The 23,767-nt window shown below is 54.5% G+C and carries 25 protein-coding genes and 1 tRNA gene; 19 read left to right on the forward strand and 7 right to left on the reverse strand.

Going from position 1 to position 23,767, the window contains the following annotated elements; translation table 11 throughout:
* Positions 1 to 9 precede the first annotated feature (9 nt).
* The 9 genes from lpxH to BLU64_RS06720 all read left to right on the forward strand — a co-directional run bounded on the left by lpxH (position 10) and on the right by BLU64_RS06720 (position 8,867).
* Entirely contained in the window at positions 10 to 732 is a 723-nt protein-coding gene (lpxH, locus tag BLU64_RS06685) for a UDP-2,3-diacylglucosamine diphosphatase (protein ID WP_026744117.1), read from the forward strand.
* A gap of 181 nt (positions 733 to 913) precedes the next feature.
* Positions 914 to 1,423 (forward strand): 5-(carboxyamino)imidazole ribonucleotide mutase, encoded by a 510-nt coding sequence (gene purE / locus BLU64_RS06690; RefSeq protein WP_026744118.1) that lies wholly within the window; start codon positions 914 to 916, stop codon positions 1,421 to 1,423.
* Positions 1,420 to 2,490, forward strand: coding sequence for a 5-(carboxyamino)imidazole ribonucleotide synthase (gene purK / locus BLU64_RS06695; RefSeq protein WP_026744119.1), 1,071 nt, complete (start codon positions 1,420 to 1,422; stop codon positions 2,488 to 2,490). Before purE ends, purK begins: the two co-directional genes overlap by 4 nt.
* Positions 2,491 to 2,748: 258 nt before the next feature.
* Positions 2,749 to 2,874 (forward strand): hypothetical protein, encoded by a 126-nt coding sequence (locus tag BLU64_RS17780; protein ID WP_268748632.1) that lies wholly within the window; start codon positions 2,749 to 2,751, stop codon positions 2,872 to 2,874.
* An 88-nt stretch (positions 2,875 to 2,962) separates the two neighbouring features.
* Positions 2,963 to 4,246, forward strand: a complete 1,284-nt coding sequence (locus BLU64_RS06700) for an HAAAP family serine/threonine permease (protein ID WP_026744120.1) — start codon at positions 2,963 to 2,965, stop codon at positions 4,244 to 4,246.
* Between the two features lie 219 nt (positions 4,247 to 4,465).
* Entirely contained in the window at positions 4,466 to 6,529 is a 2,064-nt protein-coding gene (ppk1, locus tag BLU64_RS06705; protein WP_026744121.1) for a polyphosphate kinase 1, read from the forward strand.
* Positions 6,530 to 6,538: 9 nt separating this feature from the next.
* Complete coding sequence (gene ppx / locus BLU64_RS06710) at positions 6,539 to 8,083, forward strand: exopolyphosphatase (protein ID WP_074728183.1); 1,545 nt, start codon at positions 6,539 to 6,541, stop codon at positions 8,081 to 8,083.
* A gap of 193 nt (positions 8,084 to 8,276) precedes the next feature.
* The gene (locus BLU64_RS06715) at positions 8,277 to 8,468 is read left to right on the forward strand and encodes a YfgG family protein (RefSeq protein WP_235195131.1); all 192 of its coding nucleotides are present in this window, start codon (positions 8,277 to 8,279) and stop codon (positions 8,466 to 8,468) included.
* A 132-nt stretch (positions 8,469 to 8,600) separates the two neighbouring features.
* Positions 8,601 to 8,867, forward strand: a complete 267-nt coding sequence (locus BLU64_RS06720) for a DksA/TraR family C4-type zinc finger protein (protein WP_026740034.1) — start codon at positions 8,601 to 8,603, stop codon at positions 8,865 to 8,867.
* Positions 8,868 to 8,905: 38 nt separating this feature from the next.
* Here BLU64_RS06720 and BLU64_RS06725 read toward each other — a convergent pair whose 3' ends face one another.
* Positions 8,906 to 9,334, reverse strand: coding sequence for a universal stress protein (locus BLU64_RS06725; protein ID WP_026744123.1), 429 nt, complete (start codon positions 9,332 to 9,334; stop codon positions 8,906 to 8,908).
* 219 nt (positions 9,335 to 9,553) lie between these two features.
* Between BLU64_RS06725 and BLU64_RS06730 the strand changes: the two genes are divergently transcribed.
* A complete protein-coding gene (locus BLU64_RS06730; protein ID WP_026744124.1) occupies positions 9,554 to 9,916 on the forward strand; it encodes a DUF4186 domain-containing protein in 363 nt (120 codons plus the stop codon).
* A gap of 144 nt (positions 9,917 to 10,060) precedes the next feature.
* Here the strand turns inward: BLU64_RS06730 and BLU64_RS06735 are convergent, their stop codons facing one another.
* Positions 10,061 to 11,455 (reverse strand): glycoside hydrolase family 32 protein, encoded by a 1,395-nt coding sequence (locus BLU64_RS06735; protein WP_051625600.1) that lies wholly within the window; start codon positions 11,453 to 11,455, stop codon positions 10,061 to 10,063.
* Between the two features lie 353 nt (positions 11,456 to 11,808).
* On the opposite strand from BLU64_RS06735, the gene BLU64_RS06740 reads away from it, so the two are divergent.
* A complete protein-coding gene (locus BLU64_RS06740) occupies positions 11,809 to 12,510 on the forward strand; it encodes a S24 family peptidase (protein ID WP_099049277.1) in 702 nt (233 codons plus the stop codon).
* Positions 12,511 to 12,896: 386 nt separating this feature from the next.
* Here BLU64_RS06740 and BLU64_RS06745 read toward each other — a convergent pair.
* Positions 12,897 to 12,984: transfer RNA gene (locus BLU64_RS06745), tRNA-Ser, on the reverse strand.
* Positions 12,985 to 13,218: 234 nt separating this feature from the next.
* Here BLU64_RS06745 and yccA point away from each other — a divergent pair.
* Entirely contained in the window at positions 13,219 to 13,878 is a 660-nt protein-coding gene (gene yccA / locus BLU64_RS06750; protein ID WP_074728185.1) for an FtsH protease modulator YccA, read from the forward strand.
* A gap of 119 nt (positions 13,879 to 13,997) precedes the next feature.
* Positions 13,998 to 14,327 carry a sulfurtransferase TusE gene (gene tusE / locus BLU64_RS06755; RefSeq protein ID WP_026744127.1) on the forward strand — a complete coding sequence of 110 codons (330 nt, stop codon included), beginning with the start codon at positions 13,998 to 14,000 and terminating at the stop codon, positions 14,325 to 14,327.
* A gap of 2 nt (positions 14,328 to 14,329) precedes the next feature.
* Here tusE and yccX read toward each other — a convergent pair whose 3' ends face one another.
* On the reverse strand, positions 14,330 to 14,608 hold the full coding sequence (gene yccX / locus BLU64_RS06760; RefSeq protein WP_026744128.1) for an acylphosphatase: 279 nt from the start codon (positions 14,606 to 14,608) through the stop codon (positions 14,330 to 14,332).
* Between the two features lie 159 nt (positions 14,609 to 14,767).
* On the opposite strand from yccX, the gene hspQ reads away from it, so the two are divergent.
* Positions 14,768 to 15,073 (forward strand): heat shock protein HspQ, encoded by a 306-nt coding sequence (gene hspQ, locus BLU64_RS06765; RefSeq protein WP_026744129.1) that lies wholly within the window; start codon positions 14,768 to 14,770, stop codon positions 15,071 to 15,073.
* Between the two features lie 53 nt (positions 15,074 to 15,126).
* Here hspQ and BLU64_RS06770 read toward each other — a convergent pair whose 3' ends face one another.
* Positions 15,127 to 15,543 (reverse strand): CoA-binding protein, encoded by a 417-nt coding sequence (locus BLU64_RS06770; protein WP_036153626.1) that lies wholly within the window; start codon positions 15,541 to 15,543, stop codon positions 15,127 to 15,129.
* 222 nt (positions 15,544 to 15,765) lie between these two features.
* Here BLU64_RS06770 and BLU64_RS06775 point away from each other — a divergent pair, with 222 nt between their 5' ends.
* Complete coding sequence (locus BLU64_RS06775; RefSeq protein ID WP_074728187.1) at positions 15,766 to 16,437, forward strand: DUF2057 family protein; 672 nt, start codon at positions 15,766 to 15,768, stop codon at positions 16,435 to 16,437.
* Positions 16,438 to 16,561: 124 nt separating this feature from the next.
* Complete coding sequence (locus BLU64_RS06780; protein WP_036153630.1) at positions 16,562 to 17,026, forward strand: methylglyoxal synthase; 465 nt, start codon at positions 16,562 to 16,564, stop codon at positions 17,024 to 17,026.
* Between the two features lie 109 nt (positions 17,027 to 17,135).
* Here BLU64_RS06780 and helD read toward each other — a convergent pair whose 3' ends face one another.
* Entirely contained in the window at positions 17,136 to 19,193 is a 2,058-nt protein-coding gene (gene helD, locus BLU64_RS06785) for a DNA helicase IV (protein WP_074728189.1), read from the reverse strand.
* A gap of 166 nt (positions 19,194 to 19,359) precedes the next feature.
* On the opposite strand from helD, the gene BLU64_RS06790 reads away from it, so the two are divergent.
* Positions 19,360 to 19,806, forward strand: a complete 447-nt coding sequence (locus tag BLU64_RS06790) for a YccF domain-containing protein (protein WP_026744134.1) — start codon at positions 19,360 to 19,362, stop codon at positions 19,804 to 19,806.
* Positions 19,807 to 19,821: 15 nt separating this feature from the next.
* Positions 19,822 to 21,978 (forward strand): YccS family putative transporter, encoded by a 2,157-nt coding sequence (gene yccS / locus BLU64_RS06795; protein WP_139171487.1) that lies wholly within the window; start codon positions 19,822 to 19,824, stop codon positions 21,976 to 21,978.
* A 120-nt stretch (positions 21,979 to 22,098) separates the two neighbouring features.
* On the opposite strand, the gene BLU64_RS06800 is transcribed toward yccS, so the two are convergent.
* On the reverse strand, positions 22,099 to 22,725 hold the full coding sequence (locus BLU64_RS06800) for a TfoX/Sxy family DNA transformation protein (protein WP_026744136.1): 627 nt from the start codon (positions 22,723 to 22,725) through the stop codon (positions 22,099 to 22,101).
* Between the two features lie 216 nt (positions 22,726 to 22,941).
* Here BLU64_RS06800 and sulA point away from each other — a divergent pair, with 216 nt between their 5' ends.
* Positions 22,942 to 23,439, forward strand: a complete 498-nt coding sequence (sulA, locus tag BLU64_RS06805) for an SOS-induced cell division inhibitor SulA (RefSeq protein ID WP_074728191.1) — start codon at positions 22,942 to 22,944, stop codon at positions 23,437 to 23,439.
* Positions 23,440 to 23,767 lie beyond the last annotated feature (328 nt).

A 23,767-nucleotide genomic window follows, 5' to 3' on the forward strand; every position in this document is an offset into this window, starting at 1 on the left:
TCTCCCAGCATGGCGACGCTGTTTATTGGCGATTTGCATCTGAGCGAACAGGAACCGGCTATTACCGCCGGTTTTCTGCGTTTTTTACGCGAAGAGGCAGTGCAGGCCGACGCGCTGTACATCCTGGGCGACCTGTTCGACGCCTGGATAGGCGATGACGACCCACAGCCGCTGCACCAGACCGTCGCCGCTGCGCTGCGGACGTTGCATCAGCAGGGGGTGCCCTGCTACTTCATCCACGGCAACCGGGATTTCCTGATCGGCAAGCGCTTCGCCCGCCAGAGCGGTATGACGCTGCTGCCGGAGGAAAACCGAATTACGCTGTATGGTCGCCAGTATCTGGTGCTGCACGGCGACACGCTGTGCACCGACGACGCCGCCTACCAGCGTTTTCGCCGCCGCGTTCACAACCCGCTGATCCAACGTTTTTTTCTGTGGCTGCCCCTGCGACTGCGGCTACGCATCGCCGCGCGCATGCGCTCAGCCAGCCAGCAGGCTAACCAGATCAAGTCGCTTGAGATCATGGACGTCAATCCTCAGCAGGTCGTAGACCGGCTGCGTCACTTCCAGGTCAAGACCCTGATCCACGGTCATACGCATCGACCAGCGATCCATACGCTGACCGTCGACGGCGAGACCGCCCAGCGGGCCGTACTTGGCGCCTGGCATGAGGAAGGCTCGGTCATCAAAGTCACTCCCGACGGTATTTCGCTGCACGCGTTTCCGTTCTGAATCCTGTCCCTCCCCATTTTTGGCGTTAAACCCTGCCTTGCACCTCGACGCAACCGTTTTCCTCTCTTTAGGGGCATGGTATGCTCTACGCCCTCGTCGCCGGAGCGCCGACTCGGCGCGATGCGTCTTATCACCCTGTGCACTGACCGGCGTCAGGCACACTCACAGGAGCACTACAGGCATGTCATCCAACGCTGCCCCGGCAAAAATCGCCATCGTGATGGGTTCAAAGAGTGACTGGGCCACCATGCAGTTCGCAGCAGAAATCCTCACCACGCTGAATCTCCCTTTCCACGTTGAAATCGTGTCCGCGCACCGCACGCCGGATAAACTGTTCCGTTTTGCCGAAACGGCGGCGGATAACGGCTTTGACGTCATCATCGCCGGAGCCGGTGGTGCTGCGCACCTGCCTGGCATGCTGGCCGCCAAAACGCTGGTGCCGGTGCTGGGCGTTCCCGTACAGAGCGCAGCGCTGAGCGGCGTGGATAGCCTGTACTCCATCGTGCAAATGCCGCGCGGCATTCCGGTGGGGACACTGGCGATAGGCAAAGCCGGCGCGGCCAATGCCGCCCTGCTGGCCGCACAAATTTTGGCGCTGCATGACCGGGAACTGTCTACGCGCTTGACGGATTGGCGTCAGCGTCAAACCGACGAAGTGCTCCAGCATTCCGATCCGCGGGAGGATGTATGAAACCGGTATGCGTATTGGGTAACGGCCAGCTGGGACGCATGCTGCGTCAAGCTGGCGAACCGCTGGGCATCGCTGTCTATCCTGTCGGACTGGACGCCGAGCCTGAATCTATCCCCTACCAGCACAGCGTCATCACCGCAGAGATCGAACGCTGGCCGGAAACCGCCCTCACTCGCCAGCTGGCGATACAGCCTGCGTTCATTAACCGCGATATTTTCCCGCGTCTTGCCGATCGCTATACGCAGAAGCAGCTGTTGGATGAACTACAGCTGGCGACGGCGCCGTGGCAGCTGCTGAGCAGCCCCGACACCTGGCCCGACATTTTTAGCCGCTTGGGCGCGCTGGCCATCGTTAAGCGCCGCGTCGGCGGCTACGACGGCCGCGGCCAGTGGCGAGTGCGCCCCGGTGATGAGGCGACGTTGCCCGCGGACTGCTACGGCGAGTGCATCGTCGAGCAGGGAATCAACTTCTCCGGCGAAGTGTCGCTGGTCGGCGCGCGCAACGCGCAGGGCGACTGCGTATTTTATCCGCTGACCCACAATCTGCATCAGGACGGCATTCTGCGCGCCAGCGTCGCGCTGCCGCATCCTCAACCGGCCTTGCAACGGCAGGCTGAAAAGATGCTGTCCGCCATTTTGCATCATCTGGGCTATGTCGGCGTGATGGCGATGGAGTGCTTTATCGTCGGCGACCAACTGCTGATCAACGAGCTTGCGCCGCGCGTGCACAACAGCGGCCACTGGACCCAGAACGGCGCGTCTATCAGCCAGTTCGAACTGCATTTGCGGGCGATACTCGATTTGCCGATGCCCGCGCCCGTCGTCAGTTCTCCGTCGGTGATGGTCAATCTCATCGGCACCGATGTGAATGCCGACTGGCTGACGCTGCCGCTGACGCATCTGCACTGGTATGAGAAAGAAGTGCGTCCAGGCCGGAAGGTCGGGCATCTGAATCTCAGCGATCCGGACGCCGCTCTCCTCCGCGAGACGTTGCAGGCGCTGGCGCCGATGCTGCCGACGGAGTATCAGTCAGGGCTTACGTGGGCGCAGCAAACGCTCTCGGCCTAATCTGAGGCTGCGCGGATGTCCCCGGAGATCCGCGCGCCGATGCGGCAAGGGCACAGCGTGTCGAGGCCACGTTTTAACACCGTGCTTGTCCGTCGCCTCGTCAGGAGTTCGTGGCAGGCGACCGGGTTTGCACCCGTGATTTATTTCGCGAGATAATAGCGCCGTCATTCCGGCCATCAGATTTTGCCTGAATGCAATGATCGCGTGTTATCACCGTGGCGCTAACGGAAACTGGTATTTAAGGATGTATTTCCCGCAATGAAGATGTCTCCTCTGTTCAACGGTATTTCCCCCGGCTTCTGGCCGTCACGTATTGCCCTGTTCGCTGCGTCGCCCGCCGCCTGTGACAAGGATGTCAGCATCGCGCGAGGACCGCGGTCCTGATGTCATCTTCCCTCGCACATTTCGCCCGGCCCCACGTCGTAAGCCGGACGTCTGTTTTATATGCATGACTCGCTCAGGAGAGAGTTGTATGAGCTCAATTCAGGAAAGCAGCGCGGTTTTCGACACCGCCGCCACCTGGCGCAAAAGCGACACCGTCTGGATGCTGGGACTGTATGGCACGGCCATCGGCGCCGGGGTGCTGTTTCTGCCCATTAATGCCGGTATCGGCGGTTTGTTGCCGCTCATCATCATGGCGATTATCGCGTTTCCCATGACGCACTATTCACATCGCGCGCTATGCCGTTTCGTCCTGTCAGGCAAAGGGGACGCGGAGGACATCACCGAGGTGGTGGAGGAGCATTTCGGCACCCGGGCCGGTCATCTCATTACCCTGCTGTACTTTTTCGCTATTTATCCCATTCTTCTCGTTTATAGCGTGGCGATCACCAATACCGTCGACAGCTTCATCACCCACCAGCTGCACCTGCCTTCGCCGCCGCGCGCGCTGCTCGCGCTGACGCTGATTCTATGCCTGATGTTCGTGGTGCGCTTCGGAGAAGCCACTATCGTGAAAGCGATGAGCGTGCTGGTATATCCGTTTCTGGCCGTGCTGTTGCTGCTGGCCTGCTATCTGGTGCCGCACTGGAATCTATCGGTATTCCAGACGTTGTCCCTGTCCGGCACCGTGAACGGCAGCAGCCTGCCCGCGACGCTGTGGCTGGCGATACCGGTGATGGTGTTCTCCTTTAACCACTCGCCGATTATCTCGTCTTTCGCCGTCGCCAAGCGCAAGGAGTATGGCGATGCGGCGGAGGAGAAGTGCGCGCGTATTCTGTCCTACAGCCATGTGATGATGGTGCTGACGGTGATGTTCTTCGTGTTCAGCTGCGTGCTGGCGCTGTCGCCGAAAGAGCTGATGGCGGCGAAAACGCAAAATATTTCTATCTTGTCGTATCTGGCGAACCATTTTGACAGCACGCTCATTGGCTATGCGGCGCCGCTGATCGCGACCGTCGCTATCTCCAAGTCGTTCCTGGGTCACTATCTTGGCGCGGGCGAGGGATTCAACGGACTGATGGTGAAAACGCTGCGGCGGGGCGGCAAAACGCTGGCTCCTCGCACGCTGAACCGTATCACTACCCTTTTTATGCTGCTGACCACCTGGCTGGTGGCCACGTGGAACCCCAGCATTTTGGGGATGATTGAAACGCTGGGCGGCCCGATTATCGCCTGCCTGCTGTTTTTGATGCCGATGTATGCGATCCATCGCGTCCCCGCGATGCGGCGCTACAGCGGCCTGCTCAGCAATCTCTTCGTGACGCTGACGGGACTGATTGCAATGACCGCCATTATCTACAGCCTGTGTCAATAAGCCGCAGCGTACGGCGTTACACGCCGTACGCTCCACCTCTGGTATTGACCACCCAGTATGCCGTTGACGCTTTTTTGAACAGGTTGTTGAACGTCTCCTCACGCCCGTTCAACGGCATAAGAAAAAGTCCATTTGAATACTCGCCACGCCCGTCATTCACGCGCCATAATGGTAATGGATAGTAGAAACACTTCAGTAAAATCATTTAACGGAGTGAGAATGAGTCAGGACAAACTCTACATAGACAAAGAGTTGAGTTGGTTATCTTTCAATGAACGCGTACTTCAAGAAGCCGCCGACAAGAATAATCCACTGATTGAACGTATGCGCTTTCTGGGCATCTACTCCAGCAATCTGGACGAGTTCTACAAGGTCCGATTCGCCGATCTGAAACGCCGAATTCTGATTAACGAAGAGCAAGGCTCCGCCAGCGGACTGCGTCACCTGCTGAGCAAAATTCAGATGCGTGTACTGAAAACCGATCAGCTGTTTGACAACCTGTATAACGAGCTGCTGCTGGAGATGGCGCGTAACCAGATTTTTTTGGTCAACGAGCGTCAGGTGTCGCCCAACCAGCAGGCGTGGCTGCGCGACTATTTCAAGCACTACCTGCGTCCGCATATCACCCCGATTCTGCTGCTGCCTGAAACTAATCTGATTCAGTTTTTGAAAGACGATTACACCTATCTGGCTATCGAAATTATTCGCGGTGAAAAGACGGACTACGCGCTGTTGGAAATCCCGTCCGACAAGGTCGCTCGCTTCGTCGATCTGCCGCCGGAAGCGCCACACCGGCGCAAGACCATGATTCTCATCGATAATATCCTGCGCTACTGTCTGGATGATATTTTCTGGGGATTCTTCGATTACGATGAGCTTAACGCCTACTCGATGAAGATGACCCGCGACGCCGAGTACGATCTGGTGACGGAAATGGAGTCCAGCCTGTTGGAGCTGATGTCGTCCAGCCTTAAACAGCGGCTGACGGCCAAACCGGTCCGCTTTGTCTATCAGCGCGATATGCCGGATGCGATGGTGGAGTGCCTGCTCAAGAAACTGGATATCACCTCTTACGACTCGGTCATTCCCGGCGGCCGCTACCACAACTTCAAAGACTTCATCGGCTTCCCGAACGTGGGCCGCGCCAATCTGGTCAACAAGCCGCTGCCGCGCTTGCGTCATCTAGGGTTCAATCACTTCCGCAACGGCTTTGACGCCATCCGCGAGCGCGATGTGTTGCTGTATTACCCCTACCATACCTTCGAGCATGTGCTGGAGATTCTGCGGCAGGCGTCCTTCGACCCTAGCGTGCTGGCGATCAAAATCAACATCTATCGTGTCGCCAAGGATTCGCGCATTATCAACTCCATGATCCACGCCGCGCATAACGGCAAAAAGGTGACGGTAGTGGTGGAGTTGCAGGCGCGTTTCGATGAGGCCGCCAACATTCACTGGGCGAAAAGACTGACGGAAGCCGGCGTGCACGTCATCTTCTCCATCCCCGGGCTGAAAATTCACGCCAAGCTGTTTTTGATCTCACGGCGCGAAGGCGACAACGTGGTGCGCTATGCGCATATCGGCACCGGTAACTTCAACGAAAAAACCGCGCGGCTGTATACCGACTATTCGCTGCTGACCGCCGACGAACGTATCACCAACGAAGTGCGCCGGGTCTTCAACTTCATCGAAAACCCGTACCGGCCGGTAACCTTCGATCACCTGCTGGTGTCCCCCCAGAACTCTCGTAGCCGCCTCTATGAGCTGATCGACCGCGAAATTGCCAACGCGCAGAACGGGCTGGAGGCGAAAATCACCCTGAAGGTGAATAACCTCGTGGACAAAGGCCTGGTGGACCGGCTGTATGCCGCGTCCGGCGCCGGAGTGAAAATGAACCTGTTGGTCCGTGGGATGTGCTCACTGATTCCCGGTATCCCGGGGATCAGTGATAATATCCGCGTCACCAGCATCATAGACCGTTATCTGGAGCATGACCGGCTGTACGTTTTCCATAACGGCGGCGACCAGCAGGTGTTTCTCTCCTCCGCCGACTGGATGACCCGCAACATCGATTACCGCATCGAAGTCGCGGTGGAAGTGCTGGACCAGACGCTGAAAGCGCGAATCCTCGACATTCTGGAGATTTTGTTCAGCGATACGGTCAAAGCTCGTGTGTTGGACAAGGAGTTGAACAATCATTACGTCACCCGTGGCAACCGGCGCAAAGTCCGCGCCCAGAATGCGATCTATGAATATCTTAAGGTCCTTGAGCAACCCGAAGAGTAGGCCAGAGCCATGCCTTTAACCGAAAATATCGCTGAAAAACCCCAGGAATTCGCCGCCATCGATCTGGGCTCCAATAGCTTTCATATGGTGGTCGCCCGCGTGGTCAATGGCGCGCTTCAGGTGCTTAGCCGCCTGAAACAACGGGTGCATATGGTAGACGGACTCGACAGCCAGAATCGGTTGAGCGAGGAGTCCATGGAACGGGGTTTGAACTGTCTTACGCTGTTCGCCGAGCGCCTGCAGGGATTTCCAGCAGCCAATGTCTCTATTGTCGGCACGCACGCCTTGCGAGAAGCGCAAAACGCGCAGGAATTTCTGCACCGCGCCGCCAAAATCATCCCCTACCCAATTTCCATTATTTCCGGACACGAAGAAGCACGACTGATCTTTATGGGCGTGGAACACACGCAGCCGGAAAAAGGCCGTAAGCTGGTCATCGACATCGGCGGCGGGTCGACGGAGCTGGTAATAGGCGAAGATTTCGAGCCTAAGCTGGTGGAAAGCCGCCGCATGGGATGCGTCAGCTTCGCCCAACTGTTTTTCCCCAACGGCGAAATTAACGCCAACAACTTTAAACGCGCCCGTCTTGCCGCCGCGCAGCAGCTGGAAAACCTGGCCTGGCAATACCGCATTTACGGGTGGGACTATGCGCTGGGCGCCTCCGGCACCATCAAAGCGGCCAACGAGATCCTGCTGGCAATGGGCGAGAAAGACGGCCAGATTACGCTGGAACGTCTCGAAATGCTGCGGGATGAGATCCTGAAGCATAAGAACGTTAAGGCGCTAAGTCTGCCGGGCCTGACGGATGAGCGACAGAACGTGCTGGTTCCCGGTCTTGCCATCCTTTGCGGAGTCTTCGATACGCTGGCTATCGATAAGCTGAGGCTGTCGGACGGCGCGTTGCGCGAAGGCGTACTGTATGAAATGGAGGGCCGCTTCCGCCATCAGGATATCCGTATCCGCACCGCGAAAAGTCTGGCCAGCCATTACAACATCGATCGCGAGCAAGCTAATCGCGTACGTGAAACGGCGGAACTGCTGTACACCCAATGGGAAGAACAGAATCCCTCGCTGGTTAACCCGCAGTTGGGGCCCATTCTGAAATGGGCGGCCATGCTGTATGAAGTGGGCCTCGGCATCAATCACAGCGGCATGCACCGCCATTCCGCTTACATACTGCAAAATACCAACTTGCCAGGGTTCAATCAGGAACAGCAGATGGTGCTGTCGCTGTTGGTGCGCTGGCATCGCAAGGCAATAAAAACGGACGAGCTGCCGCGCCTGAACCAGTTCAAAAAGAAACAGTATCTGCCGATGATACTGCTGTTGCGGCTGGCTACGCTGCTGAACAACCAGCGTCAGGCCACGACGTCGCCGCAGATGCTCCGTCTGGCGACGGAAGATCGCACCTGGACCCTGCTTTTTCCGTTCGGCTATTTCAGCCAAAATACACTGGTGCAGCTTGATCTGGAAAAGGAGCAGGAATACTGGCAGGGCATCAGCGACTGGACATTGTTGATTGAAGAGGAAAAAGAGTCGCCGACGCAAATTTAGGGCAGGATGACTGACCCGGCGCCCTTCTCCTGCTTCACATTGTGAGATTTTTCACATTTTCGCCTGAGGGTGATTTTTTGCCCCAGGCGCATTGACCCCGCCGTCTGCTTGTGCCTAAATAAACAACAGCGAATGTCCGCTTTCATCAGGAATATATCCGGTAATGTCTACGGTTACCCACAGGCGAAGAATCATGTTACGTCAACGACGAAGTAGTACGCGTATAGCCCGTACCGTACTCATGATCAGTCTCATCATTCTGTTAGGTCGCTTTGCTTATTCCGCCGTCGGCGCCTTTCTTTATCACCAGGAAATTCAGCAGCAGATACGTGTTGAGCATTCCCTGGCCACATCTACCGTCACCACTCCTGCTCAACGAGAATAGTCGCTTAGCCCACGCGTTCTGCTGATTTCAGCTATTTTATGATTACCGACTCGCATCGAGGCGGGCGTTGTGTATTCGTGTCACATACGATGCAAACGATGACCGCGTCATCCAGCAAGCAGGAGGTCAATAATGGCAAGTGGTTGGTCAAGTGACGGTTCCGTACAGGAACAAATCGACGCCACCGTCGATGATGCCATCGCGCAGGCGCGCAGCCAGTTACATCGCGGCGAAAGCGCCGACTATTGCGAGGAGTGTGGGGAGCCCATACCGGAAGCCCGGCGTAAAGCGCTACCGGGCGTGCGCTACTGCGTTGCCTGTCAGGGGAAAATCGACAAACAGCGCAGCATTAATGCTGGCTACAACCGCCGCGGCAGTAAAGACAGCCAGCTTCGTTGAGTGGCGGACGCCGCAGGCTGCGGCGCGTTTTCAATATGTTATCGCGCCACCAGCACCGAGGTGTTGGCATGGCGTACAATCGCCGAGGAGTTGGACCCCAGCAGGTAGGTTTTAACGCTAGGACGGCGTGAACCGACCACAATCAGATCGGCCTTGATCTCCTCGGCCAACGCCAATACTTCATCACGCGGCGTGCCGAAGGTAATACTGTGGTCAAGCTGCTCCGCCGGAAGGTCGATCTGGCTCAATAGTTCATGCAGCTTTTCATCCGCCTTAACCACCGCCTCGTTTTCAAACTCCTCCAGACCGAACGCATATGCGGAAATATAGGCGGAAACATCCGGGAGAACATGGAAAAGATGCAGTTTCGCACCGGATAATTTTGCCAGAAACGTGGCCTGAGACAGGGCATTTTGGGTCAGCTCTTCTTCATCGATATCGACAGGCACTAATATAGTCTTATACATAACAGCCCCCTTAGACTGTGTACTTTGACACTTTCAGCGTAGCTCTGTTTTCCGTTGAGATAAATGGCGGTGGGTTACTTTTGTGAGAGAGGAGACAATAAGTCACATGATTTAAATTTACTTAACATACAAATAGTTACGCCATGCACACTTGCTTCTCATCCAAAAGCCTTTATGCTTCCTGTGTTTCGAAATACTGACGTTTACGAGCATTACACCATGTCTGCCAATCACGATTTATTTCTCCGCCTTTCGCGCTCCACTTTTCGCCAGCGGTTTCATCTCGGTATCAAAGAGCGTGATTATTGCTACAGCAAAGGCAAAAACGTGGTTGCTTCACACGCCGCCGACTTCATCGCGCAGCGGCTGGCGCCCGCGACGCCGAACAATGATGGAAAACAGACGCCAATGCGCGGTCACCCGGTCTTTATCGCCCAGCATGCCACGGCGACCTGCTGCCGAGGATGTTTGCTGAAATGGCACGGCATAGCCAAACAACGGCCGCTGACGCCGAAAGAGCAACGCTACGTCGTTGAAGTGATTTTGCAGTGGATTGAGCGAGATTTAGCCGCGGTATCTTAAGGTTACACCAGACATGGGAATCGCTGGCAGGTAGCGAAAAGGTCCGACTAAGATTTATCAGCGCTGCCATTTCTGTAGGAACGACAGCGTCGAACATCTTCTTACGGTCCGCGTCTTGGAAGGGGAAACGGACCGTATAAACGATTACATACTCACGATATTGACCTGAACATCTCCTGCCGAAGAAAAAGTGACATATGTGCAGGATTCGCCTGTACTGAAAAACAGCTCGATCACGCCAAAGTCAATAAACATGTTCATCCATGAAATGTCTTTGCTTAACGTGAACGAGTGAGGTTTTTCAAACTCGGTGATCCCCTCAGCTTTTGCCGACCGGCGAACAATGCTGCAATCGCGGGTCGCGGGGATATAGGTTACGACAAAATTCCAGTCACTACCTCCAACCTCGATTTTGATCTCGCTGGCGGTGCTGCCCTGAAAGTCAAAGCCGATATAGCCCCGCCCATCAATCACTAAGGGCAGCGCAGTATCTCCGCTGTCGAGGGTTTCAGTAATTTCTGAAACAATCGCATCCGAGAAAGAAGATACCGGTTTATTTTCGATGTAGTACTCACTGTCCACGTAGCGCAGTTTGAGTTTACGCATGAGGGTCGCAATGCCGATGTTGCTGGACTTGTCGACGATGGGCTGCGCATCCGCATCCTGCCAATAACCCCAATTTGAGGCCCAACCGAGGCAGTACAAACGATCGAAGCTTTTCATCTCATCATATCCGGCACGCGCGCCGTAGAAATCGGGACCGTGATCGATGACTACCGGCGCAGATGTTTCGATATTACCGAATACCATCGTGTCGTAATCCACCGTTCCCACATGCATAAACGTCCCCGTCGTCCCCAACGTTCCACCATTGGCACCAAACACCAGCACGGACTTGTTGTATCCCAGATCGCTACAACGCATTTCCAGCAACGTCGGGCATTCAACTAACCCCATGTTGTCAATCACTATGCTGTCAATATAAGTAAAAGGCGCTTTACCCGTAGGGGAACGATAGATGCCGATCTTGTCGCCTTCGGCAAGATAGATGTATACCGAGCCATTCTGTATGAACGCAAACGGGTCACGATAATTTTCCAGTTGCAGCTCATTGGGTTGTACGGGATTAGATTCGCACGATTTGAAGGTATAACCCTTATCGTTCGAGTACCAAAGATTCGTGGTTTGGAGTCCATCGCTATAGCTGGTGACATAGACTAACCAGGCGCCCTCGCCATAACCCACAAGATTGTCCTGATCGATGACCACCGAACCGGTAGCAATATCTCCCTGAGGCGTTTGGTATTTCGGGATGGCAACCCCGTGGTCTTCGAATTTCACCCAGTCAGACGTCGTGAAATGTCGCCATTCTGAGCCATTTCCTCCCCAGGCATAGTCCCCGTTCCAGAGATAGTATCCGTGCCACAGAGAGGTCTCGCTGTCGTACAGAAACGTCTGGATATCATTCATGAAGCCCGGTTCTCCACTGGATAAATGAAAACCGTTGCTGATAACGCGTTGTTCAATAACTTCGGCCATGGTGAACCTCCTCTCGCTTACTTATGAACCATCTTTTGCAGACTCGGACGAAGATTTTTTTTAAGGGTTTCAGCGCATTTAATTTGGCTGATTCGCTGCGCCCCCCTGACAGTAAGACGCAAAAAGCACAAGATTCGCTTTCTCTCACAGTGGGCGTGTGCGGCCAGCCACTCTGTAATGAAGTGGCGGCGTTGTTGATGAGTACATTGATACACGTTGTCATATTGGCTCCCTATTGGTTATTGACAATTTAAACTTACAACAGATTTGGGTGATTACAAGTATTAATTTAAATGAAAATTTAAAGATAGACTTGTAACATAGATAAAATGAATGAAGAGAGTCGCCTACTCATGGCATCGCGCATCGCGGATTTACTTGCAGAGAAAAGCTGGAGCCAGTCTGATCTGGCTCGCAAACTGTCGATTACGCCTCAGGCCGTTCAGGGCTGGGTGTCGGGTAAAACGGTGCCGCGCGGCGCTCACCTGCAAAAACTGTCTCAGGTCAGCGGCTATCCGGCACATTGGTTCTTTATGCCCCAGGACAGCATCGCTGACACCGCGGTTTCGCCCAATACGCCTCCGGCTGCACAGATCCCCGCTAAGCGTCTTGAAAATCAACGCTATCGCGTAGATATGCTCGCCATTCAGGTCAGCGCTGGGAACGGCAGCGTGTCGTCATCCGAATTTGTTGAAACCGTAAAAGCCATTGAATACACCCATGAACAGGCGCGGCTGCTGTTTGGCGGTAAACCCGCCAACACCATTAAAATGGTGACGGTCAAAGGCGACAGCATGGCGCCCACGATAGAGCCGGGGGATATGATTTTTGTCGATGTGTCCGTCGACACCTTCGACGGAGATGGGGTCTATGTGTTTGTCTTCGGCAATATGCTTTATGTCAAACGTCTGCAAATGCTGAAACATCGGCTATTGGTGCTCTCCGACAACGCTAAATACCAGTCCTGGCATATCGAAGATGGCGAGCAAGATGAATTTCACGTCGTTGCGAAAGTCCTGCTCAGTCAGTCCGTCAACTTTAAACGGTTCGGGTAAGTAATATCATGCCGTTCAGACCGCCCAACGATAGAGGCGCCTTGACCGCTTAGGGCACTACACCACGAGAAAGCCGGGGCATTCCATGCTCGTCAAGGCGCATTCACCACCTTCACCATCCGAGAAACTATTCATCTGACGCAACCCCGGCAGCTCAGCGCGTTCCGGCGCCACGTCGCTTCGTCAATAATCGGGCATACGATAGACGAAAAAACTGGGCGCAGTGAGTGCAGTGAGTGCAGTGAGTGCAGTGATGATGAGCCAGCTCAGGCTAAATAGCACTGCGCATTCCTACGATAAAGAAGAAAAACAACGCGAGGGGGGAATCACGTTTAGCATAACGCAAAAAGAAAAGGGGCTGCTATTAAGCAGCCCCTTGAAATGGATGGCGGAGGAGTAGAGATTCGAACTCTAGAACGGTTTCCCGTCGCCGGTTTTCAAGACCGGTGCCTTCAACCACTCGGCCACTCCTCCGCAACGAGGCGAACTATAAACAGAGCGCCTGATATTGTAAAGCGGCAACCGATTCAATTGCCTTAAAAATAGGCTGATGGCGATTAAATGGGTGCAAATTCATCATTTCGCTCACTCTTTCTTCTGCACACGTAGGTGAATACAAGTAAAGAAGGGTAAAACACCTTTAATCACACAGCGTGACTACCTAATCTAGGCGTGAAATAAAGACCCCTTAAAGAGAGAGTCGCCATTATGGATCGCATTGTTACCTCAACATCACGTGAACATTCACTGCTCAGTACCCACAAAGTGCTGCGCAATACCTACTTCCTGCTGTCGCTGACGCTGGGATTTTCCGCCGTCACCGCGACGCTCAGCACCGTCTTCAACCTCCCTGCCCCTGGCCTCCTGCTGATGCTGGTGGGATTCTATGGCCTGATGTTCCTGACCTATAAACTGGCGAACAGCCCGGCGGGGATTTTGGCTGTTTTCGCGCTGACCGGCTTTATGGGATATACCCTGGGACCGATTCTGAGCACGCTCATCGCGTCCGGCGCGGGCGACATCATCATGCTGGCCTTGGGCGGCACCGCGTTGGTGTTCTTCTGCTGTTCCGCCTACGTATTGACCACGCGTAAAGATATGTCGTTCCTGTCCGGAATGATGATCACAGGCTTTGTCGTGCTGTTGGTCGCCACCATCGCCAACCTGTTCCTGCACATTCCTGCGCTGCAGATGGCGATTAGCGTCATGTTTATTCTGTTCTCCGCCGGTGCCATTTTGTGGGAAACCAGCAACATCATTCACGGCGGCGAAACCAACTACATCCGCGCCACGGTCAGCCTGTACGTTTCCATCTACAACGTGTTCGTCAGCCTGCTGAGCTTGTTGGGGATGAGCCGCAGTAATTAAATTTTAGCGTCTTCCCCTCTCGTCAAAGCCCCACTCCGGTGGGGCTTTTGCCTTTGCGCCGCCTTCCCTCAGCCAAAGTTTGGTAAACTAGGCGCGTTTTGACGTCATTCCGAGGTGTTATGTTTACGTTCGAAGGCCGCGTCATCGAGACAGACGCGCAGGGATATTTGAAAAATAGCCATGACTGGCAGGAAGAAATGGCGCCACTGCTGGCGGAGGAAGAGGGGATTGCTCTGACGGAAGCCCATTGGGAAGTGCTGCGCTTTGTGCGGGCGTTTTATCTGGAGTTCAACACCTCGCCCGCGATACGAATGTTGGTCAAAGCGATGGCGCAGAAATATGGCGAGGAAAAAGGGAATAGCCGCTATCTTTATCGCTTATTCCCCAAAGGTCCCGCTAAGCAGGCCACCAAAATCGCCGGATTGCCCAAGCCGGTGAAATGCATCTGAATTTAATAGCGTATATCGAACGCACGGTAATCGGTATTGCCGTGCGGCTCGGTCAACACCCGGTCAACGCGGGCATGTTTTGGTCCACCTTCTCTCACCCATTTCACTATTTCATCCACCGTATCTGATTCGCCGCACGCGACCAGCTCGACGCTACCATCATCACAGTTTTTGACGTATCCGGTCAGCCCCAATATTTGCGCCCGAGTCTGCGTATGGAAACGGAACCCGACCCCCTGAACCAGACCGTAAACGTAGACTTTCACCGCCACCTCAGACATCCGCGCTCCTCAATTTCGTCTTAAAGCTACGCCTTATACCTTGGTGCGACACGTCTGAGCCGTGTCACATCCCCCTGAAAAACGCCTGTTCTCCACGCTTGAAATTGCCGTTGGCGTACCCCATTTATCGTAAGTCAAATTCGTCTCTCGGGAGGTTATATGATTATCTGTAAATTTGGCATCGGACAGCAGATTCGTCATAAGCTGTTGGGATTTCCCGGAGTAGTGGTCGACATCGACCCTGAGTATTCGCTGGAAAAACCCGCGTGGGAAGAGCTTGCCGTTGCCGAGACGCAGCGCACAACACCGTGGTACCACGTGGTTATGGAAGATGAAGCAGGGCAGCCGGTCCATACTTATCTGGCGGAAGAACAGTTACAGCAGGATGAGCATGTCGAATCGGACTCGCCGCTCGATGAGCTAGCGGCCCGCATCAGAAGCCAAGCACCTAAGCTGCTGCACTAACCTCATCGCATGCCAGCCTTATCACTTCCCCGGAAGTCATAAGGCCCGGCAGGCTATTTTTCCAGTCCCAACCGCGGGATTTCGATTTTCGGACAGCGGTCCATGATGACCTTCAACCCTGCGTCGCTTGCCAGAACAGCGGCCTCTTCATTAATGACGCCTAACTGCAGCCACAGCACCTTCGCGCCAATCGCGATGGCGTCTTGTGCAATGCCGAACGCCGCTTCGGGCTGGCGGAAGACATCCACCATATCCACCGCCCGAGGAATATCGTTCAGCGACGCATAGGCCATTTGCCCTAACAGCGTCTGTCCGGCCTGCTTGGGGCTTACCGGGATCACGTCATATCCTTGACCCAGCAGATAAGCCATGACGCTATAGCTGGGGCGTGTACTTTTATCGCTGGCGCCGACCAGAGCGATGGTCTTGACGGAGCCGAGCACCGATTGAATCTCAACGTCGTTTAACATCCTGCTCCCCTTCGTCGATAACGAGATGATGGTTTTAGTGTATCTCATCTCCCGAGCAAACAGCGCCTCCCATGAAATATCATTTTCCGCCGGGTCAACAAAACGCTATTCTTCGCCGTCTCTTAACGAAACATAAACTGTCGGAGGTTTCTCGGTGGAGACTTTGACACACGCTGCACCTTACTAAACAATATTGCGGTTGCCGTATACTCTGGGGAAATGATGAAATTCAAGTTTGCCTTTATCTGCCTGTCACTGGTCATGTGCGCAACGCCTGTAATGGCCACGACGTTAAAACTCGGCCCCGATATCGAGCTGATTGTCGTTGATGGCAGAAAGGTGCCCGCCTCGCTGCTCAAAGGCGCGGGCAGTTTAGAATTGAATGGCGGCGATCACCAGCTCCTGTTCCGGGTGAGCAAAACGGTCGACGTCCATAAAGGTATGAAAGAGGTTTTCCACAGCAATGGGCTGATCGCCACATTCAACACCCATAATCAAAGCGCGATAGCCATCCACTTACCGGATCTTTCCACGCCGAAATCACGCAAGCAGTTCAAGCAAAAAGCGCACTTTCAGCTAAAGGGTGATAATAACCGCCCCATAAGCGCGACGACCGACCAGATAACGCTGACTGAGGCCGATTTAAGCGGCGACATCGAGAAAAAAATGATCGCCTACAACAACGCAGCGCACCCAGCCTCCGTCCCCGCGCTCACCGTCCTGCCACCCTCGCAGCCCGTGGCGCCGCCTGCAAACGATGACAATGCCAAGCCGCTGACGCCCTCTGCGGATAAAACCGATCCGTTTATCCTGATGCAGTACTGGTTTCAAAAAGCCGACCAGAAAACCCGACAGCGTTTCCTTCAGTGGGCGGTGGGCACAGACGGTCAATAATCGGAACACACTCCCGGACGTTGAGATACGCCCCCCAGGGGTACGTGCAAGCCCTCACCTTTTTGTATTCAATCGAAAATCTGATTTTGTCACCTGACAGACACACAGTGCTAAGGAAGTCATGATGGAGCTTAAGCTCACTACCCGTAAAATCGAAGCACGCAAGCATATTGCGCTAGTCGCCCACGACCACTGCAAAGAATCACTGTTGGAATGGATTACCGCCAATAAACCCAAGTTCATCGGACACCATCTCTATGCGACGGGAACGACCGGAAACCTGATTGAGCTCCACACCGGCCTGCCGGTTAAAAGCATGATGAGTGGACCGATGGGCGGCGATCAGCAGGTCGGCGCTCTGATCGCGGAAAGTAAGATCGACATGATGATATTCTTCTGGGATCCGCTGAATGCCGTACCGCACGACCCGGATGTGAAGGCGCTGCTGCGTCTGGCCACCGTCTGGAACATCCCCGTCGCCACGAATCGATCCACGGCGGACTTTCTGGTGAACTCCGATTTGTTTACTCAACCCGTCGACATTGCCATTCCCGACTACCAGCGTTACCTGCAGGCGCGCCTGAGATAAGCATCAGGACAGATGGAGGGATACGGGCCGCTGCTGCCCTTCCCTCCTTATCAGACGCGATATAACCACTTAACTGACGCCCTCTGCTTTATCTCAGTCCCGTAGGATTTCAACTCGGCTTCCGCTGCCTGGGCACGCCCAGACGATGCAGTTGTTCGACGAAGACAGACGGTTCATCTTTGCAGAACAGCAGCCAGACCTGATGTTTTGCCCGGGTCAGCGCCACGTAAAGCAGTCGACGTTCCTCGGCGTCAGGAAAATCTTCGGGCTTGGGCAACAGCACGTCTTCCAGCATCGACTCTCGTCCCGGTGCGGGGAAACCATCCTTGCCATCTTGCAACCCGACGAGAATCACAAAGTCGGCCTGCTGCCCTTTACTGGCGTGGATGGTCATGAAATCGATATTCAGCTTAGGCCAGCGAGTCGAGGCTTTTTGCAGCGCCTCGGGTCGTAAGTGGTGATAACGCGCCAACACCAAAATGCGCTCTTCAGGCTTCACATAACCACTCATTTTATCCAGCAGCCCTTCCAACTGCTCGTCAGGCAGCAGCACAACCGACTTCTTGTTCCCGTCGCGCAGACTGTTGAGCGTTTTTTTTAATTGGCTGGGGTTCTGCTGAACGAATTGACTGGCGACCTCGCCAATACGCCGGTTGAAACGGTAAGTCGTATCCAGCACGCACTGCGCCCCAACGCCGAAATGGCGCTCAAACGCGGTCGTCAGCGCCAGTTCAGCGCCGCTGAAACGATAGATAGCCTGCCAGTCATCCCCTACCGCGAAGAGACTGGTTTCACGATTTTGCCGTCGCAGCGCAGACAACAGCATCGCTCGCTGGGGTGAAATATCCTGAAACTCATCGACCAGAATGTGTTTCCAGGGACTGATAAAACGCCCTTTATCCAGTAAATTGACGGCCTGATGGATCAACCCAGGGAAGTCGACCGCCCCTTCCTCTTTCAACGCCTTCTTCCAGGCTTTCAACAGCGGAGCCATCAGCCTGATGCGCTGTTGGAATACCGCGCGCCGATCCTCATCCGCCAGTTCCACCATTTCGCTCTGCGTACCGCCGTGAGAACGCATCAACCCTAGCCAGCGCTCTAGACGACCCGACAGGCGGGAGGACAGCGATTTATCTCGCCAGAAGTCGCCTTCGGGCACATCCCACGCCAGTTCATCGGTCAACCACTGCCGCCATCCTTTAGCCTGTGCTTTCTTATCGTTGCACTGCTGCTGCCACTCTTTGATCAGGAAGCGGCGGCGATGCTCGGAGTCGGTCTCCAGTTTACTGATAGTGGGAACGCTGCGGCTGCAGCTTTGAATAATGTGCAACGCCAGCGCATGGAAGGTTTTGGCTTTGATATCGCCGGTGTTGAGGCGCGTCTGAATGCGCTCATTCATCTCCTCCGCCGCCTGCCGGCCGAAGGCCAGCAGCAGAATCTGGTCCGGCGTCGCCTCGCCGCGATAGAGCAACCATGCGGCCCGCGCCACCAGCACCGACGTTTTGCCGCTGCCTGCGCCAGCGAGAACCAGCACGGCGTCTTCGCCATTAATGACGGCCTGGCATTGGGAAGGATTCAGCGGCGAGCTTTCCACGTTGGCGAAAAAATGCTGCTGCGCCTCCAGCGTCTGCGCCGTCCAGTGCTGGTTAGCCTTTTCTCGCTGCGGTTCTCCCGCTTCCAGCCACTGTTGGCAGCGTAAATAGTGATCCCGGCAGTTGTCGAATTCACGGAGCCTCTCCAGCGGCAACGGCAGCGCGGAAAATGCATCGCGAATATCCTGCTGCAACTGCGTCAGCTCTTTACGCCCAAACCAGCGGTCGCGTGTTTCCAGCCGGTGAATCGCTTCAATTTGGCGTGTCAGCACCTCGGCGCTGACCTGGCTCATTTCTTCGCTCCATCCCTGCCAGGCTTTCATGACATAGTGAAAAAACTGCTGCGTTTCCTGCCATTCGGTGCCGTGGAGGCGCACCACTTTTTGCGCGGGCAGTTCGAATTCCAGCTCGCCCCAAATCAGCCCTTTTTTGCAGCGGATCGCCATCAATTGATTGAACGGGATAAGGTATTCATGTTTATCGCCGCTGACTTTGACTCCGGCATTGAGCAATCTCACCCGGTTATAGGGGTGCTGCGCCAAATGCTTGCCCATCGAGGTTGATTTAAGTTCCATTATCTCCGCGCCGACCTTGTGAGTTCTTGCTGTTTAGCCGCTAGTTTAACCGCTATTTCACCGCACGCTCTAGCCATAAAAACGCGTTAGGATATCGTTGCCAATAATGTGATAATTCTTTCTCCATCATAGCGTTTGATTCAAAAATACTGGTCCTGGAGTAACTATGCGCACCGTGCTCAACATTCTGAATTTTGTCCTGGGCGGGTTTTTCACCACGCTAGCCTGGCTCGCTGCAACCTGCATTAGCATCATCTTAATTTTTACGCTTCCCCTGACTCGCTCCTGCTGGGAAATCACCAAACTGTCGCTGCTGCCCTACGGCAATGAAGCCGTACACGTCGACGAGTTGCGTCCTTCAGAAAAAAACCCTTTACTTAATGCGGGCGGCACGCTGTTGAATGTCTTTTGGGTGATCTTTTTCGGTTGGTGGCTTTGTCTTTCACACATCGCCTGCGGGATTGCACAGTGCCTGACCGTCATCGGCATTCCCGTCGGTATCGCCAACTTCAAAATTGCCGCCATCGCACTCTGGCCTGTCGGTCGCCGCGTGGTCTCCGTGGAAGAAGCCAGAGCCGCGCGGGAAGCGAACGCCCGACGCCGTTTCCAGTAATCAGGCAGAAGTATCGTGATTGTAACCCTTACAGCTTCCATACGCCGGTACCTCTATAACAGTAACTGGCTCTATAACATCCGTATTTTTCTGGCGCTGGCCGGTGCCGCCGCCGTTCCTTGGTGGCTGGATATTCCAACCGCCACGATCCCGCTCACGCTCGGCGTGGTCGCAGCGGCGCTGGCCGATCTGGATGATCGTCTGACTGGACGCCTGATGAATCTGCTCATCACGCTGGCCTGCTTTTTTTTCGCCTCCGTCTCCATCGAGCTGCTGTTTCCCTACCCGTGGCTATTTGGCCTTGGACTCGCGCTTTCCACCTGCGGATTTATTCTGCTGGGCGCGCTTGGGCAGCGCTATGCCACCATTGCATTCGGTGCGTTGCTGATCGCAATTTACACCATGCTCGGGATTTCGCTTTACGACAATTGGTATCAGCAGCCCGCTTTGCTGCTGGTTGGCGCGCTTTGGTACAACCTGCTCACGCTGCTTGGGCACATCCTCTTCCCCATCCGTCCTCTACAGGATAGCCTGGCCCGCTGCTATCATCAGCTTGCGCACTACCTCGACGCCAAATCCAATCTGTTTGATCCCGACATCGAAGACGACAATCAACCACTGATCGATGTAGCGATGGCCAACAGCCAACTGGTCGAGACGCTGAACCAGGCCAAGTCTTCGCTGCTGACCCGTCTGCGGGGAGACCGCGGTCAGCGCAGCACGCGCAGAACGCTGCACTACTACTTCGTCGCGCAGGATATTCACGAGCGCGCCAGCTCCTCCCATGTGCAGTATGCACAGCTACGTGAAACGCTGCGCTACAGCGATGCGCTGTTTCGTTTCCAGCGACTGCTATCGATGCAGTCTCGCGCCTGTGAACAGTTAGCCCAGTCCATCATGCTGCACCAGAAGTATCAGCACGATCCGCGTATCGAAAAAGCCTTCTCGCATCTGGAGTTGACCCTTGAAAAGCTGGCGACGCAAGGCACGGCCGCCGTGCAGCTAAAAGCCATGCGCCATTTGATCAACAATTTGCGCGCCATCGACGCCCAACTAGCCACCATTGAATCCGAGCAGTCCGTGGAGCAGGAAGGTCAAAAGGAAAACCGGTTGCTGGCGGATGATAAAATCACCGGCTGGAGCGATATCTGCTTGCGTATCAGCCGGCATCTGACGCCCAAGTCGGCGCTATTCCGCCATGCAGTGCGTATGTCCGTGCTGCTGTGCGGCGGTTATGCGCTTATTCAGGTCACTCATCTGCAGCACGGCTATTGGATTTTGCTCACCAGCCTGTTTGTCTGCCAACCGAACTATAACGCCACACGCCATCGCCTTAAGCTGCGCGTCATCGGCACGCTGGCCGGGGTGCTATTCGGGCTGCCCATTCTCTATTTCGTCCCGTCGGTAGAAGGACAGATGACGCTGATCGTCATCAGCGGCGTGCTGTTTTTCGCCTTCCGTACCGTGCAGTACGCCCATGCGACCTTATTCATTACCCTGCTGGTGCTGCTGTGCTTCAACCTGCTGGGCGAAGGGTACGAAGTGACCGTGCCAAGGGTGCTTGATACGCTGATCGGCTGCGGCATCGCCTGGGCGGCTGTCAGCTTTATCTGGCCCGACTGGCGTTTTCGCTCTTTGCCGGCGGTCGTCAACAAAACGCTGTTTGCCAACTGCCGTTATCTGGACGCGATCATGAAGCAGTATCATGAGGGGAAAAATAACAGCCTGGCGTACCGTATCGCCCGCCGCGATGCACATAATAGCGATGCCGAACTGGCGTCAGTGGTCTCTAATATGTCCGCCGAGCCGCATGCCACTAAAGAGATACGCGAGCATGCTTTCCGGCTGATGTGTCTGAACCACACGTTGCTGAGCTATATCTCCACGCTGGGCGCCCACCGGGAAAAACTCACGTCGCCTGAAACGTTGCAGCTGCTGGATGACGCCGTTTGCTACGTGGACGACGCCTTGCATCACGAAGGCAACGATCGGGAACCACTAAGTCAACGGCTGGAGTCGCTGGAAGCGCGCATTCGCGCCGCCAATCCAGAATCTGAAAGCAAAGATCAGCTGGTCTTGCAGCAGATTGGCCTGATGAGCGAGCTATTGCCGGAGTTAGAAGCCTTAAAGGTCCAGATGGCGGAAGCGCCGGCCGGACCTGCGCAGGCTTAATCGCGTCGACTCTCGCGGTTCCATCTTCATCGCTATTCAGCGAAAACTCGTGCGCGCCAAAACTCGTGCGCGCCGAGTATCCCTGCGCGCACGGGTCCCCAGGCTGAATAATCAACCTAATCAGTGTTTAGGGCGTTTCCCCTGGCTCGCGAGGTGGTAGTTAAACCACTGCGTCAACTCCTGACGAACATGCTCCGGCAGCGCCGCCTGATGAACGCCACGAATGGCGCCCGCCAGCGCCAGCAACACGCTGAGATTGAGGTCATGTCTGACAGCGCTTAAGCGAAGAAAGCTCTGTATCTCCCCCAGTTCATGCAACTGTTCGATGTTGCGGATCCCCGCTTTCCACAGTTGCCGCTCTGTGTAGTGGTTAAGATTGGGAAGGTCTTTCAGCCTGACACTTCGCGTCCTTATGGCCTTATCGTTCCTGGCCCCCTCCAGCGATATCGACGCCAGTTGCAGGAGTTCCGGCTCGTTGTTCCACAAGGTGTTGTCCACCTCGTAATAGTTCAGAGGGACAGGTACCCCGCGGTTGGTGTAAACCATACTCGCCATCTCCCGGGCGCGGAAATGCACTTCATTTTGTCGCGACGCCCGTAGATAAAGCTCACCATTGGATACCAGCGCGAAGATAATCTTATCTGCTGCGATGCTGTAGCCGCCAAATTGAGACCGGGAACTAATGGTTCCCAAAGGGGAAAAAACGTACTTAGACTGCCGAATCCTTTTTTCACATAGCTGCTTCATAACATTGTCCTTATCATGTTCACCCTGATTGCCAAATCGCAATATACGTAACGGGAACAAGTAATTAAGCATACGAAAACGGTTGCCTCAAATACAAAATCGCGTTGCTAGACATTCCCTGTAAATTATGCGAGGCGCTTTCAAATTCCGATTGATCTTTATTTATACACGCATTACTGTATGCGCATACAGTAACTCTGCCGGTGGAATTCACTTATGCGCACACAACTCGTCAATGCTCGCCGCTTCTCTCAGTCTTCTTTACGCACGCAGGATGCGCCTGCGGTCGCACCTAACGGCGGCGGCATCATCAGTGAAATTGTCTACAGCGACGATCAGCCGATTCTGGCGCCCCTGCTGCTGCCGTTATTGCAGCAATTAGGGTTGCAGTCTCGCTGGTTGTTATGGCTGGCGCCGCAGCAGAAACTCAGCCGTGCCTGGCTACAGCAAGCCGGCTTGCCGCTCGATAAAATGATTGAACTTCATCATATCAATCCGGCGGTGACGTTAGAGGCAATGGAAAAAGCCTTGAGAACGGGAAACTACAGTGCGGTGTTGTGTTGGTTGCCGACGGAGCTGGAAAACGAAGAAAAAATGCGCCTGCGCGAGGCGGCGGAAAGCGGAAATACATACGGATTTATCATGCGACCAGAGCGAAAAGCCATCAACAGACCATTTTCTACGTTAAAAATTCACTCCAGATTGTATCATTAAGTAAATTAAGAGTATTCCTACGGGGGAAGAGCGCTAAGTTAAAGATCCCCCGCAGGCATTGAGTTCTTTACTCCCCGCCTCTCATCACCGCCCATAAATAAACTGTTCAAACTGACAAATTAATCTATTATTTGTTAGTAAGTATGTGTGAAACGCTAGGTTTTTGTCTGAGGCTTCTAACATCATACTTGTAACTTTTGCATCACGTTGTAGACTTTACTCGCAGGAGTTGCTCTTCATATAACATCAGCTGACTGGTGAGAATAATTAAGAGCAATGTCTCCTTCAAAAAGATTTTAACCAAAGGTTTATTATCTCGAAGAGCTAA

Source organism: Lonsdalea quercina, assembly GCF_900107885.1.
Taxonomy (GTDB): Bacteria; Pseudomonadota; Gammaproteobacteria; order Enterobacterales; family Enterobacteriaceae; genus Lonsdalea; species Lonsdalea quercina.